At 38.4% G+C, this 14,824-nt stretch carries 11 protein-coding genes and 3 tRNA genes; all 14 read left to right on the forward strand.

From position 1 onward, the window contains the following. Positions 1–6 precede the first annotated feature (6 nt). The 14 genes from JOC78_RS05390 (at position 7) to JOC78_RS05455 (ending at position 14,822) form a co-directional block, all read left to right on the forward strand. Entirely contained in the window at positions 7–1,299 is a 1,293-nt protein-coding gene (locus JOC78_RS05390; RefSeq protein ID WP_204553487.1) for an adenylosuccinate synthase, read from the forward strand. A 410-nt stretch (positions 1,300–1,709) separates the two neighbouring features. Further along, positions 1,710–1,781: transfer RNA gene (locus JOC78_RS05395), tRNA-Glu, on the forward strand. 81 nt (positions 1,782–1,862) lie between these two features. Then, a tRNA-Asp gene (locus JOC78_RS05400) sits at positions 1,863–1,939 on the forward strand. Between the two features lie 216 nt (positions 1,940–2,155). Beyond that, a tRNA-Phe gene (locus tag JOC78_RS05405) sits at positions 2,156–2,228 on the forward strand. 274 nt (positions 2,229–2,502) lie between these two features. Further along, positions 2,503–3,210 carry a response regulator YycF gene (gene yycF, locus JOC78_RS05410; RefSeq protein ID WP_204553488.1) on the forward strand — a complete coding sequence of 236 codons (708 nt, stop codon included), beginning with the start codon at positions 2,503–2,505 and terminating at the stop codon, positions 3,208–3,210. Between the two features lie 80 nt (positions 3,211–3,290). Continuing rightward, positions 3,291–5,039, forward strand: coding sequence for a cell wall metabolism sensor histidine kinase WalK (walK, locus tag JOC78_RS05415; protein ID WP_420829909.1), 1,749 nt, complete (start codon positions 3,291–3,293; stop codon positions 5,037–5,039). Then, entirely contained in the window at positions 5,036–6,367 is a 1,332-nt protein-coding gene (locus tag JOC78_RS05420) for a YycH family regulatory protein (RefSeq protein WP_204553490.1), read from the forward strand. The genes walK and JOC78_RS05420 overlap by 4 nt, the downstream gene beginning before the upstream one ends. Next, positions 6,354–7,142, forward strand: a complete 789-nt coding sequence (locus JOC78_RS05425; RefSeq protein WP_204553491.1) for a two-component system regulatory protein YycI — start codon at positions 6,354–6,356, stop codon at positions 7,140–7,142. Before JOC78_RS05420 ends, JOC78_RS05425 begins: the two co-directional genes overlap by 14 nt. Positions 7,143–7,165: 23 nt before the next feature. Further along, positions 7,166–7,960 (forward strand): MBL fold metallo-hydrolase, encoded by a 795-nt coding sequence (locus JOC78_RS05430; protein WP_204553492.1) that lies wholly within the window; start codon positions 7,166–7,168, stop codon positions 7,958–7,960. 203 nt (positions 7,961–8,163) lie between these two features. Further along, positions 8,164–9,375, forward strand: a complete 1,212-nt coding sequence (locus JOC78_RS05435) for a S1C family serine protease (protein WP_239587018.1) — start codon at positions 8,164–8,166, stop codon at positions 9,373–9,375. A 136-nt stretch (positions 9,376–9,511) separates the two neighbouring features. Further along, positions 9,512–9,670, forward strand: a complete 159-nt coding sequence (locus tag JOC78_RS05440) for a CxxH/CxxC protein (RefSeq protein WP_204553493.1) — start codon at positions 9,512–9,514, stop codon at positions 9,668–9,670. Positions 9,671–9,990: 320 nt separating this feature from the next. After that, on the forward strand, positions 9,991–10,470 hold the full coding sequence (gene rlmH, locus JOC78_RS05445; RefSeq protein ID WP_204553494.1) for a 23S rRNA (pseudouridine(1915)-N(3))-methyltransferase RlmH: 480 nt from the start codon (positions 9,991–9,993) through the stop codon (positions 10,468–10,470). A gap of 415 nt (positions 10,471–10,885) precedes the next feature. Next, positions 10,886–13,675, forward strand: coding sequence for a COR domain-containing protein (locus tag JOC78_RS05450; RefSeq protein WP_204553495.1), 2,790 nt, complete (start codon positions 10,886–10,888; stop codon positions 13,673–13,675). Positions 13,676–14,042: 367 nt separating this feature from the next. Beyond that, a complete protein-coding gene (locus JOC78_RS05455) occupies positions 14,043–14,822 on the forward strand; it encodes an FRG domain-containing protein (RefSeq protein ID WP_204553496.1) in 780 nt (259 codons plus the stop codon). Positions 14,823–14,824: the final 2 nt, after the last annotated feature.

Raw genomic sequence — 14,824 nt, forward strand, 5'->3', positions numbered from 1 at the left:
ACATACATGTCATCAGTAGTTGTAGTTGGAACACAATGGGGCGATGAAGGAAAAGGTAAGATCACTGACTTCCTTTCAGAAAATGCAGAAGTAGTAGCCCGTTACCAAGGCGGTAACAATGCCGGTCATACCATTAAATTCAATGATGTGACGTATAAATTGCATTTAATCCCATCAGGAATTTTCTATGAGGATAAAATTTGTGTAATTGGAAATGGAATGGTTGTAGATCCTAAAGCGCTAGTTAAAGAATTAAAGTATTTAGCAGACCGCAACGTATCTACAGAAAATCTTCGTATCAGCAATCGTGCACATGTCATTCTTCCATACCACTTGAAAATCGATGAAGTGGAAGAAGAGCGCAAAGGTGCGAACAAGATCGGAACAACGAAAAAAGGAATTGGCCCAGCTTATATGGATAAAGCAGCGCGTGTCGGAATCCGCATGGCTGACCTTTTAGACCGCCAAGCCTTCGAAGAAAAATTAACTCGCAATCTTGAAGAGAAGAATCGTCTGTTAGAGCGTTTCTATGAGACTGAGGGCTTCAAAATTGAAGATATTTTAGACGAGTACTATGAGTATGGCCAACAAATTAAGCATCTAGTAAGCGATACATCTGTTGTGCTGAACGACGCATTAGATGAAGGCCGCCGTGTCCTTTTTGAAGGTGCACAAGGCGTTATGCTTGATATTGATCAAGGTACATATCCATTTGTTACATCATCTAACCCAGTTGCCGGCGGTGTAACGATCGGTTCTGGTGTAGGTCCTACAAAGATCAATCATGTCGTTGGTGTGTCTAAAGCTTACACAACTCGTGTAGGAGATGGACCATTCCCGACAGAACTTGATAACGAAATTGGCCACCAAATTCGTGAAGTAGGCCGTGAATACGGAACAACAACTGGACGTCCTCGCCGTGTCGGCTGGTTTGACAGTGTCGTTGTTCGCCATGCTCGCCGTGTGAGCGGCTTGACAGATCTTTCATTGAACTCAATCGATGTTCTTACAGGCATCGAAACATTGAAAATCTGTGTTGCTTACCGTTACAAAGGTGAAATCATGGAAGAATTCCCAGCGAGCTTAAATGTACTGGCTGAATGTGAGCCTGTATACGAAGAGCTTCCAGGCTGGACAGAAGATATCACAGGCTGCAAATCATTGAGCGAACTGCCGGATAATGCCCGTCATTATTTAGAGCGCGTGTCTCAATTAACAGGCATTCCTTTGTCAATCTTCTCAGTAGGTCCTGACCGCAACCAGACAAATGTTGTCCGCAGCGTATGGAGCTTAAGATAAGCATATAATGAACAGAAGAGAGTGTCCCATAAGCTTCGGCTTTTAGGGGCACTCTTTTTTCGTTACTCTTGATTTCTTTTCGCGCCTGTTGTGTTTCTTTTCACTTGAAGAGAGTTTATTTACATTCAAGGGGATTTCTTTACACTTACTCAATTTTCTTTTCGTACAGGTGATTTGTTTACAGTCAGCGAAATTTCTATACGCTCAAAAAGGTTTCTTTTCATACAGCTGAAAAAGAGCAAAATGCACTGTATTTTTTTAAAAATCAAGAGAAATCCGTACTTTAAAAAGTTTTATTCCCTTTTACGACAAATTTTTTCAAAAATGTATTGTCAGTCTAAATTCCATGTGATAAGATTAACCTCGTTGCTAAGGAAACAAGTGAATTAGTAAACTATCATTCTACTTATGGCCCGTTGGTCAAGCGGTTAAGACACCGCCCTTTCACGGCGGTAACACGGGTTCGAATCCCGTACGGGTCATCCAAACAGACAGGTACGTTTCTGACGGCTGCCTTTGCACCGTCAGATTGCTTTACCTTATGTTTCAAGTAGATCAATAATGGTCCGGTAGTTCAGTTGGTTAGAATGCCTGCCTGTCACGCAGGAGGTCGCGGGTTCGAGTCCCGTCCGGACCGCCATTATTATTTAAACCGTTTACTTTAATGAATCAATCCTAATGAATTTGCGGGCCATGCGTTCTAAGACCTGTTCTTAGATGGCCAGCAAAATTTTTACCGGATGCAGGTATGTGGCTTTAATAATGAGTACATAATGTAAGACCAGCAACAAGTGTCGTTCCTGAGAGCGGGTGGATGGAAAACGGACACATTTATATGAAAGTATTCTTTTATTAAGGCTCAGTAGCTCAGTCGGTAGAGCAATGGACTGAAAATCCATGTGTCGGCGGTTCGATTCCGTCCTGAGCCATCAAAGAAGCATCGCGATGATATTTCACTCTCGCGATGCTTTTTTTATTTCCAAGGAAATAGATGCCTGGCTGTAATAGATGAAAACGATCGTATAACATGGTAAAGTTAATGAGAAGTTTGACATATTTACAGCAGCTTAGAATCCAGGCATAAATAGAGAACAGGCGTTAGATCATAGTGTAAATGCACTTACATTCTTCTGCTATAATTGTACCAACCATTTAATCTTTACTATAGTAGATAGCAAGATTGAAGAAATGAGGAGAAAAATCATGCAAAAGAAAATACTAGTCGTTGATGATGAAAGACCAATTGCAGATATCTTACAATTTAATCTCAAAAAAGAAGGCTACGATGTTCACTGTGCCTACGATGGTGATCAAGCAGTAGAGATGGTTGAGGAATTGCAGCCGGATTTAATTCTGCTCGATATTATGCTTCCAGGCCGTGATGGAATGGAAGTATGCCGTGAAGTGAGAAAGAAATATGAAATGCCGATTGTCATGCTGACAGCGAAGGATTCAGAAATTGATAAAGTGCTCGGTCTTGAACTTGGGGCGGATGACTATGTCACAAAGCCTTTTAGCACGAGGGAGCTAATTGCCCGTGTGAAAGCGAATTTACGCCGCCATCAAGCTGGCGCTGCACAGGCCGTGGAAGAAGATACGAATGAAATTACAGTCGGTACGCTGACGATTCATCCAGATGCTTATATCGTATCTAAACGTGGAGAAACGATTGAATTGACGCATCGTGAGTTTGAATTGCTTCATTATTTAGCGAAGCATATTGGACAAGTCATGACGCGTGAGCATTTACTGCAAACGGTATGGGGCTACGATTACTACGGAGATGTCCGTACCGTGGACGTAACCGTTCGACGCTTGCGTGAGAAAATTGAAGATAACCCTAGCCACCCATCTTGGATTGTGACAAGAAGAGGAGTCGGTTATTACTTGCGGAATCCTGAGCAGGAGTAAGATAAATGAAAAGAGTAGGTTTTTTTCGATCGATCCAGCTGAAGTTTGTGTTAATTTACGTGCTTCTCATCCTGTTTGCTATGCAGGTGATTGGTGTTTACTTCGTGAAGGAACTAGAAGAGAAGCTCGTTACAAACTTTAAAAGCTCCTTGCAGGAACGGGTAAATTTATTAGAATACAATTTAAGAGAAGAAATGCTGAAAGAGAGAAGCGAAGAAACAGCTACGCTTGAACAAGATATCCGTAAAATCTTAGACGACTTTTCAGCCAATGATATTTCAGAAGTGCGGGTCATTGACCGCAGAAGCCGAATCATTGGCACGAGTGACCCGAATAATCAAGGAATTGTCGGTCAGCGAACGACTGAAATTGCGGTGAAACGGACGCTTTCAGTTGGTGCGGAAGAAGATAAGATCCTGATCGACCGCCAGACTCGGAAGCGGATCTGGGTATTTACATCCCCGATTATTTCTAATCGGGAAGTGATTGGTTCCGTCTATTTAATTGGTAAAGTGGAAAACGTCTTTGGGCAAATGGATGAAATCAATGAGATATTATTTTCCGCCACAGCTCTTGCTTTATTTGTGACGGCTATACTGGGCATTCTTTTGGCACGAACGATCACAAGACCGATCACCGATATGCGGCGGCAGGCAGTGGCCTTAGGGAAAGGAAACTTTTCACGAAAGGTTCGCGTGTACGGCCAGGATGAAATCGGAGAACTGGCCATTACCTTTAACAATTTAACGAAACGGCTTCAAGAAGCCCAGGCGACAACAGAAGGAGAAAGAAGGAAGCTTTCGTCCGTTCTTTCCTATATGACAGACGGAGTGATTGCGACCGATCGTAAGGGACGGGTCATTTTAATTAACGAGCCGGCTGCGAAGCTATTAAATGTTTCACGTGAAACAGTCATTTCTCAGCCTATCGTATCTCTGCTGGGGCTTGAGGAAGAGTATTCGTTTGAAGATTTATTAAATGAGCAGGACTCGGTCATTTTAGATCACAGTACGCAGGAACAGCCTTATATCTTACGTGCGAACTTTTCTACTATTCAAAAGGATACGGGCTTTGTGAATGGTTTAATCACCGTGCTCCACGATATTACCGAGCAAGAGAAAATTGAAATGGACCGCAGGGAGTTTGTGGCGAACGTTTCACATGAATTAAGAACCCCACTCACGACGATGCGAAGTTATTTGGAAGCATTGGCAGAAGGGGCGTGGCAGGATCCGGATATTGCTCCGCATTTCTTGGATGTCACTCAAACAGAAACCGAGCGAATGATTCGTCTCGTCAATGACTTGCTCCAGCTATCGAAGTTTGACAGCAGTGATTACAATTTAACGAAGAAGGATGTAGACTTTACGGAATTTTTCAACCGCATTATTGACCGATTTGAAATGACAAAGCCGGAGGAAATCACGTTTAAACGGAAGCTGCCGCGCTATCCTGTGTATGTAGAAATCGATGCCGATAAGCTTACGCAGGTGCTTGATAATATTATTTCCAATGCGCTGAAGTACTCTCCTCAAGGCGGACAGATTTCGTTTAAAGTGGAGGAGCGGTCTAATGCCATTGAAGTAAGTGTACGCGATCAGGGAATGGGCATTCCTAAGAAGAATTTAGAGCGAATTTTTGAGCGTTTTTATCGTGTAGACCGAGCGCGCTCACGTAAAATGGGCGGAACAGGATTAGGATTAGCTATAGCAAAAGAAATGATTACCGCTCATGGCGGCCATATTTGGGCGACAAGTGTCGAAGGGAAAGGGACAGCCATTCACTTTACACTTCCATACGAGCTTTCTCAAGAGGATGAATGGTCATGAACTATGAAAAAATTAAATCAATTGCCTTAGCTGTGCTAGTTCTGATAAGCATCTTGTTAACATGGAGTATTTGGAACTACCAGCCGGATTATGAAACGATCGACAATGATTATATTTATGAGGTGTCGATCAGTGAGACGAGAACAGCTGATGAGTTAATTAAACCTTCTAAGGTACTTGTGCACATAGAGGAAGAACATCACGGCACGAACAATGAAAAAGATGCAGATGAAGTATTAAAAGAATTAAAAAAATGGACATTTGACGAAGGAGAGAATATCTCTACTACCTTGTCGGAAAGGGAATTCCAGCGGCTAGTTCATGGAAACAACCGATTAGAAATGATCTTTCCAACCTATGTGCCATTTACTTCTTTTAAAAATATTTTAACGTTTAATAATAACAGCGTGCCTAATGCGGTATTTGACCGCATAGTAGTGACTCAGGTGAATGCAAAGGAAAACACAGCGTTGGTTTATTTTGTCTCAACGAGTGAACGGCTTGTATTTAAAAGCGAAGCCCAAGCGTCAACGGCAGCAATCTTTAAAAAGAGATTTATAGACTCTGCCGATCGCTGGAAGCATTATTTTTCTTATAAATTGAAAAATGGCCATACGATTTTCTTGCCGAATGAAGAAACATCGCTGCTTCGTTATAAGTATTATCCGGACTACATTGCCACAGAGAAGTTTAAAGATGCTCTATTCAGCGACCCAAGCTACGTCAAAAAAGGGGCAAAATCTGATGGAGAAGAATATACAGATGGTTCTAGTTTACTAAGAGTCAACTACAATAATCACATGATTTTTTATGTGAATCCAGCCAAGGAATCTGAAATTGACCGGACGGGAAATTACCATCAGCTTCTCGAGAAAAGCATGAATTTCGTTAATGAACATAGCGGATGGACCGATCAATATCGTTTGTTTGACAGCTCTCCGTCTAACCCAACGATTAACTACCGTTTATTTGTCAGCGGCAGACCTGTGTTTAATGACCAAGGGATGACATTAATTCAGCAGGTATGGGGTCAAGATCAAATTTATAAATATGTTCGTCCATATTTTACGCTAGACATCTCATTGCCTTCTGAAAAAGACGAAGTGAAACTGGTAAATGGCAAGACGGCTATAGATAAAGTAGTCAGCCAAGATGACATTAACCCTAATATGATAGAAGATTTGACGGTCGGCTATGATTTAGCCCGCGACCCACAGACACGTAAGATTCTTGTATTAGAGCCTTCTTGGTACTATAAATATAACGGCCGTTGGCAGCGCCTTGAAATGAATGAAGGAACGGGAGGAACTGTGCGTGGATTGGAGTAAAACGAAGTCAATATTCATAGCGGTTTTTCTCATTTTAGACATTTTCCTCCTGACCGTTTTCTTTAATAAGCATAGCGCCAGCCAGTTTGAAATGATTAAGGAAACGTCCATTGAAGATAAGTTAGAAACAGATAACATCCAATATGGAAAGCTGCCTAATCAAATGAATAAAGAACCTTTGGTTACGGCGAAAGCGAAAGAATTTACGAAGACGGAGCTAACCCTTCTGACCAATCAGGAAGTGCGCTTATCGGAAAGTCAGGTGACAGTGATCAGCGAGCTCGACAAACCCGTAAAGCTCGGTGAAAACAAAGAGGAGGATATTCGTTCCTTTGTGAATAATCATGTCTTATTTGGCGACAAATACCGCTTATCCAGCATTAAAGAAAAAGAGAAACAAATTACGTTTTATCAGCACTATGATGATAAAAAAATGTTTGAGAACATTAACGGTAAATTAGAATTAAAGTTAAATGGAAGCGGAGAAATTGTTTCGTATGAGCAGACGCTTCTAGAAGATTTTCACGAAAATGGCAAACCCGAGAATGTGCTGCCGGCGTTCCAAGCGATTCAAACGCTCTATAAAAATGGACTGATCAAGCCTAACAGCAAAATTTCTAATGTAGAATTAGGCTATTATACGGTCGTGCAGCTGACTGAATCTCAAGTGCTGTCACCTACTTGGTATTTCAAAATAAAGAATAAAGATAAAGAAGAAGAATTATACGTGAATGCGTATGACGGATCGATCTATCAAACGGAGAAAGATTCATAATAAGGGACATGGAGTGAAACGAAATGACGATGCATTTTAGTGTGCTCGCCAGCGGAAGCACAGGAAATGCGTTTTATGTAGAAACAGGGAAACATTCCTTTCTAGTGGATTCCGGTCTGAGCGGCAAGCAAATGGAAGCCTTGTTTTCATCGATTGGCAGAGAGGTGAAGAACCTGTCAGGCATTCTTGTGACACATGAGCATAGTGATCACATTAAAGGATTAGGGGTGCTTGCCAGAAAGTATAAATTGCCGATCTATGCCAACGAGAAAACATGGCAGGCGATGGACGGATTAATTGGAAAAGTGGATACCGAACAGAAATTCACTTTTGATATGGAAACGGTCAAGACCTTTGATGACTTAGATATAGAATCGTTCGGTGTCTCTCATGATGCCGCAGAGCCGATGTTTTATATCTTCCATCATGAAGGCAAAAAGCTAGTGTTGATCACAGATACAGGCTATGTCAGTGATCGGGTGAAGGGTATTATTCAGGATGCGGATACGTATGTATTTGAAAGCAATCACGATGTGCAAATGCTTAGAATGGGAAGATACCCATGGAACATTAAGCGCCGAATTCTAGGCGACTTTGGGCATGTATCGAATGAAGATGCGGCACTTGCGATGTGCGACGTCATTGGTGACAAAACAAAACGCATCTATCTGGCTCATCTTAGCCAAGATAACAACATGAAAGATTTAGCGAAAATGAGCGTGACGCAAACCCTTGAGATGAAAGGGATGGCAGTTGGCGACCAGTTCGATATACTAGATACCGATCCCAAAACACCGACGATTTTAACTGAAATATAAGTGAAAAGCGGACTTTTTACCGACTTAGCTTTCGATGCATGTAAACGATGTGCAGGGGGAGCCAGACGGATAAGAGTCCGCCTTTTTTGTGTACGGAAAGACGCTTTCCTCTTCCTAATTAATTGAATTTTTTAAAACAATTGTTATAATTTTGGCTAAGTGGGAAAAATAGAAGAAGCAATTATTTTGAAAGGGTGAGGCGTTTGGGGTACTACGATGAAGAAAGAACGAGCCGCAGCCAGCGAAACCGTGGCAAAGGCGGCTATTTTTTAGCCAGTTTGGTCGGTATGATCCTAGGAGCAGTACTAATCCTTGTGGCTCTGCCAAAGCTGACAGATTATAATATATTAAATGGAGCCGAAGAGAAGCAGGAGGAAACAGTAAAGGATAACAAGTCCGTTCAAGGCCAAAAGGTGTCAATGGACGTGACGACCGATGTAACCAAAGCGGTGGATAAAGCGAAAGACACCGTGGTGGGAATTACAAATATCCAGTCGGGTAACTTCTGGGAAGGTGAAGGATCGGCTCAGCCAGCCGGGACAGGTTCAGGAGTAATCTATAAAAAAACAGGTGATAAAGCGTATATCGTGACGAATTTCCACGTAGTGGAAGGCGCACAGCAGCTAGAAGTATCCTTAGCAGATGGAACGAAAGTCCCTGCGAAAATGCAAGGAGGCGACGTCTGGTCGGATCTTGCGGTGTTAGAGGTCAGTTCGGCTAACATTAAAAATGTAGCGGAATTTGGCGATTCAGATGCGTTAAAGATCGGTGAACCTGTTATCGCGATTGGGAATCCACTCGGTTTAGAATTCTCAGGTTCTGTGACGCAAGGCGTGGTATCCGGACTGGAGCGAGCGATCCCAGTTGACGTAAATCAAGATGGAATGGTCGACTGGCAAGCAGAAGTTATGCAGACCGATGCAGCAATTAACCCTGGAAACAGCGGCGGAGCCTTAGTAAATATTTCAGGTCAAGTGATTGGCATTAACTCAATGAAAATTGCCCAGCAGGAAGTTGAAGGTATTGGCTTATCTATTCCGATTAATTATGCACAGCCGATCATTGAGGATTTAGAAAAGTACGGAAGCGTGAAACGTCCAGCAATGGGAGTGACGCTTAGAAATGTGAATGAAGTGCCTGCTTATCATCAGCAGGAAACATTGAAGCTTCCTAAAGGAATTACAGAGGGTGCGATGATTGAACAAGTCGTTCCGAATTCTCCAGCAGGTCAAGCCGGCCTTCAGGAGTTTGATGTGATTGTGAAGCTCGATGATGAAGAAATTAAAGATATTTTAGGATTAAGGAAGTATATGTATAACAATAAAGACGAAGGCGATCAAGTGAAGGTTTCTTTCTATAGAGAAGGCAAGCTGCAGGAAGTAACAATGAAACTGACGACAGAAGGCGCTCTATAATTAATCAGTGCTCCCCGCATCCTTTTACAGAAGGTATGGGGAGTACTTTATTTATGAAAAGAAAAGTGTAGTTGAATCGGATGGTCAGTATGGTATGATAAGTGAGGAAAATACCGCATAAAGGAGTTAAGTAAAGATGATTTATTGCTGCCAAGAACATGTAGAATTAGCTCTTGATGTCGTTGTGGATGAATTCGAAACCTTTCCGAAGATTGATCAGCTGTCAGAAGAGAAAAAGTTGTCCACAAACTGCGAGTATTGTCAAAACAGAGCGGAATATGTAGTGGCAAACTAATATTCGCCTACCACATGTGGATAGGTTCTGTTGATATGTGGATAACTAAAATTTTATAGTCAATATATGTAAATATGATAAAGTAAGGTAAAAGACTGGCGAGGTGCATGCAGCCAGTCTTTTTTACTGAATTGTTAGGCTATTTTGGCATCGCTTTTACCGAAAAGAGCTGTCAATGTAGCTTTAAAAAGGGTAAGAAAAAGTATGATAAAGGGATGAATTAGAGAGTTAGTGGGTTGAAATTGGAGTGGTTCTGTGTATATGTGGATAACTTTTGTGGATATCCTGTTCGTAAAATGTTTGTAAAGAGAGGGAATGCTGTGAATATCTCAATTATTACGGTTGGAAAATTAAAAGAGAAGTATTTAAAGCAAGGAATCGCCGAATATACGAAGCGTCTGTCGGCTTATGCGAAGATAGAGATGATCGAAGTCGCGGACGAAAAGGCACCGGAAGAACTAAGCCAGACAGAAATGGAACAAGTGAAACAAAAGGAAGGCGAGCGAATTCTCGCCAAAGTCAATCAAGACACCTATGTGATTGCCTTGGCCATCGAAGGCAAAATGAAAACCTCCGAAGAACTCGCCACGCAGCTGGATCAGCTTGCGACCTACGGCAAAAGCAAAATCGCCTTCATCATCGGCGGATCGCTCGGTCTTAGTTCAGAGGTGATGAAACGGGCGAATGATACATTGTCCTTTTCGAAGATGACTTTTCCTCATCAGTTGATGCGGTTGGTGCTGGTGGAGCAGGTGTATCGGGCTTATCGGATTAATCGAGGGGAACCTTACCATAAGTAAGTGCGGTTTTTTAGTATATTAAAAAGTAAATTTAAAGAATCTGAGATAAAACGAATGGCACCAGGAAGATCAACATTTCCTGGTGCCATTTTTCTGCTTTCGTGGTCGCTTTGCTTCGAGCATGCTTTTCTGGGTCATGGCTTGAGCCTGTAGTCTCAAGCTCATGCGATTCCCCTAGAAGTCAGCTCTTTGCATCGCGACCACTTATCAAATTTTTAGCCTCGAACTTAGTTGCGATTCGTTAAAATTCTACTTCTGTCCCAAGCTCTTTTTTTATTTGAGAAGGTTTTGTGCTTAAAAATGGAATATAATATTTAAGTTAGAAGTTTTTAGGGTGAATATTATTGATGAGTTTTATATTAGCAAAGAAGTTGAATAAAAAAATTATTTTAAAAGAAATGAGAGGCAAAGAATTATGGTTGAACTTGAATATAATAACATAAATGATTATAAACTTTCTGAAGTATTTGGTCGTCAATTTAGCATTATCCCAAAAGAATGTAAACAAATTAAAACAATAGAAGATTTATATAATATAATTAATGTCGCCAAAAATGAAAAATGGAAAGTTTTTGGAATCATTGGTTTTCCAATAAGTATAATACCCAAAGAATTATGGGATTTAATAGATCTTGAAGTTTTATTCCTAACAGATAATGGAATCGAAAATATTCCAGAAGATATAATCAAATTAAAAAATTTAAAAGCATTAAGTTTAAAAGGAAATAAAATAAAAACAATACCGAATGATTTTAAAAATTTACAGGTAGTATATTTAGATCTTTATGGTTGTGGATTTGAACAAATTCCAGAGAACATAATGTGCCCGACATTGAAGGGAATAGGAATAGACATAACTTCAAAGTATTTAACAGATAAAATTTTAGAACTTAAAGAATTAACATATTTATACATGGCAAATTCTCAAATTGTTACTTTACCGGAGGAGATGGATAAGTTACAAAACTTAAGGGAGATTTATTTGTCTAGAACTAAAATAGAGTCATTACCAAGTTCTATACAAAAAATGTATAAACTAAAAATTTTTAATATTCATAAGACACCATTAGCAGAAGATATCCCTCCTGAAATATTAAATAAGGCAGATTTTTCTTTAATAAGATACATAAGCTTAATTAATTCAAAAGCTAACAAATATTTTAATGAATCAAAAATGTTAGTAGTTGGACAAGGAAGAGTTGGAAAGACATGTGTGATAAATAGGGTTACTAAGGATGTATATGTAGATGAAATATCAACAGAAGGAATCGATATTCATGATTGGGAGTTTAGTATAAGAAAAGAGGATATTATTGAGAAGTATAAGTTGAATGTTTGGGATTTTGGTGGTCAAGAAATTTATCATTCTACTCACCAGTTTTTTCTAACGAAGCGTTCCTTATACTTGTTAGTTTGGGATGGTCAGGCAGAGGATGAATATGGGAGGATTGAATATTGGTTAAAAACAATTGAAAGTTTTGCTAACGATAGCCCCATAATATTAGTTATTAATAAATGTGATTCGAATATTGGTCGAATAAAGAAAATTGATTATCCAAGATATTTGAATGAGTTCCCACAAATTGGAAGTATGGAGGCTGTAAGTTGTAGAGATAATTTAGGTATAGAGGGTCTACGTAGCAAAATCCAAGAGATGGCGATTGAATTACCATTAATGAAAACTAAATGGATTACCACTTGGTTACATATAAGGTTTGAAATAGAGGAATTGTCAAAATTAAAATCGTTCATATTATACGAAGAGTTTTTAAAATTGTGTAAAGAAAATGATGTTATAGAAGATGATGCATTAATATTAATTAATTATTTGAATGATTTGGGTATAGTTCTATATTTTTCTGATAATATGTTGTTAAGTAACCTTGTAATTCTAAAACCAGAATGGGGAACAACTGCAGTATATAAAGTTTTAGATGAACAAGAGAGATCATTGAAAGATAGAAATGGAATTTTAAAAAGAGAAGATTTAAAAAACATTTGGAAAATTGAAGATGGGTACAAACAAGAGATGTATCCATATCTAATAGAAATTATGAAAAAATTCGAATTATTATTTATGATTGAAACGGATGTATATCTAGTTGCAGAATTACTAAATAATATTAAATATAATATTGATTTAAGCTTTAATGAAGAAGATATGATTGTTTTTAGATATCAATATGATTTTGTTCCAGCAGGGATTATTACAAAGCTTATTGTTTTACTGAGTGATTTTTTAGTGGAAAAAAATGGGGAAAAATTATGTTGGCAACAAGGTATGTATTTACAATATAACCAGAGTACAGCAGAAGTAGTTTTATACAACAGTATAGCAGAAAAATATATTGAAATAAGAATTGTTGGAGGAGTCCCAAGAAATAAAACAGAGTTCCTAACTATTATAAGAGCAAATATAGAAAAAATAAATAAAAGGTACTCCAAATTAAAAGTAGTATCCAAAGTTCCATGTATATGTAAAAAATGTAGCCCTTCGCTATTTGAGTATTCAATGCTTTTAAAAGCGGAAGAAAAAGGGAGGAAAGTTGTAATGTGTAGTGAATCGGTGGAAGATGTTTTTATTGAAGATTTGCTTTTAGGCATAGAGAATAGAAGTGATATTTCAGAAGACTTCTATAATGGCATTTCAACAAAAGACATAAAGATAAAGAAATTAACATATGAAGCACTCTTTGAAGATATAAAAAAAGCATGTATCAAATTGCAGGGTAAATCAACTGTTAGACTTGAGGATGAAAGAAATGATTTCATTGACAATATGTTAGAATCTGCGGGGTATACCACTAAAGATCAAACCAGATACGGTTTTACAAATGCTGGGAATTTAGGGGAAAATGATATTCAAATATTAAACCGAGATGGAATACCATTTAGTATAATCGAGGGTATGAACCTGGAGTCTATAAACAAAAGTTATATGGAGAAACATTGGAAGAAAATATTTGACTATGATGCAGTTGGTCTGAAAGAGAACTTTATCATTAATTATGTATCAGTTAAGGATTTTGATAGTTTCTGGGGTAAATATAGACAAGCACTTTTACAATGTGAATTTGAGCATCCAATTGAAAATTCTCAAGATATTGATGTTGATTTTACTGATATGAGAGTTTTAAAAGTAAGACATATTCGAAATGAAAAGGATACATATACTACCCACATTGCTATAAAAATGCATATATAAAATTTATATAATAGCTATCAAAATAACTTCACGTTCATCAATTTCATTTAGTTCGACTGCGAGTATAAATTATTCATAATATGATAACTGCTCCTAGCTAAAGTAAGCGAATAATAGTATAGAATTAGTGTGTGTATAAGGTTTCTTTAATCGACTGAATTAATTGTCATTCAATTTATTCTAAAGCATGGGATCACCACCTTTTCTCCATTACAAACATATAAATAAAAAATCGCACTTACACATAGTGCGGCGAACCTTATCATAAGTGAATGAGTTTTGAATTTTTACAGAAACAGTCTGACTAAGCTTTTAGTTAGGCTGTTTTTGCTATAATAGACATATTAGTATAGTGGAGGTATTGGTAATGGAAGAAGTTTTTGTAAACAGTGTTGCTCAATACATAGAAGAGATAAAAAATATATCCTCTAGAGGTTTTTCCTTTTTTAGAGGGCAAAGTTCACATAAACATCAATTGCTTCCGTCACTTTTAAGGAAGAATAAAAATGGAATTGATGTGTATGGAACTAATTGTGATAAAAATTTTCAAACTAAATTTAAATCAAAAGCGATCCCTTTTTTAAGCACTGTTCCTACTAATGACTTTGAATGGTTATTTATAGCGCAACATTATGGACTACCTACTAGGCTATTAGACTGGACATCCAATCCGTTAGTTTCGTTATATTTCGCGGTAGAAAATTCACTAGAAGAATACAACGTTGAGAATTATCCGGTTATATGGTCTTTGAATCCTATTGATTTAAATAGTAAAGTTGGTTATTTAGGGAATAGAGTTGACGTACCAAATCTTATGGAAAATGATTCAACTCTAAATAATTGTTTACATACGAATTATAGGGTTGGCATAAGGCTTGATGAAGCAATTTATCCTTTGGCTATAAGTGGACCAGTAAACAATTCCCGTATTGAAGCCCAAAAAGGTATTTTTACTTTATTTCCATCGAATGCACTACCGTTAGAGGATTATAATGGAGCTAGTGAATTTCTTTACAGAATTAATATTCATTATGATTATATACATGAAATTAAGAAAGAACTGTTTAGTTTAGGTATTAGTAAATCGAGTATTTACCCAGAATTGTCCAGTATTGCAGATGATATTGTTTTTGAATATAAACAATAGGA

The organism is Bacillus ectoiniformans, from assembly GCF_016908875.1.
In the GTDB taxonomy this organism is placed as follows: domain Bacteria; phylum Bacillota; class Bacilli; order Bacillales; family Domibacillaceae; genus Bacillus_BX; species Bacillus_BX ectoiniformans.

What these genes read in the sequence shown, in the direction of transcription:
- JOC78_RS05390 (WP_204553487.1), top strand. Translation starts at nt 7, where the DNA reads ATGTCATCAGTAGTTGTAGTTGGAACACAATGGGGCGATGAAGGAAAA.
- yycF (WP_204553488.1), top strand. Translation starts at nt 2,503, where the DNA reads ATGCAAAAGAAAATACTAGTCGTTGATGATGAAAGACCAATTGCAGAT.
- walK (WP_420829909.1), top strand. Translation starts at nt 3,291, where the DNA reads ATGCAGGTGATTGGTGTTTACTTCGTGAAGGAACTAGAAGAGAAGCTC.
- JOC78_RS05420 (WP_204553490.1), top strand. Translation starts at nt 5,036, where the DNA reads ATGAACTATGAAAAAATTAAATCAATTGCCTTAGCTGTGCTAGTTCTG.
- JOC78_RS05430 (WP_204553492.1), top strand. Translation starts at nt 7,166, where the DNA reads ATGACGATGCATTTTAGTGTGCTCGCCAGCGGAAGCACAGGAAATGCG.
- JOC78_RS05440 (WP_204553493.1), top strand. Translation starts at nt 9,512, where the DNA reads ATGATTTATTGCTGCCAAGAACATGTAGAATTAGCTCTTGATGTCGTT.
- JOC78_RS05450 (WP_204553495.1), top strand. Translation starts at nt 10,886, where the DNA reads ATGGTTGAACTTGAATATAATAACATAAATGATTATAAACTTTCTGAA.
- JOC78_RS05455 (WP_204553496.1), top strand. Translation starts at nt 14,043, where the DNA reads ATGGAAGAAGTTTTTGTAAACAGTGTTGCTCAATACATAGAAGAGATA.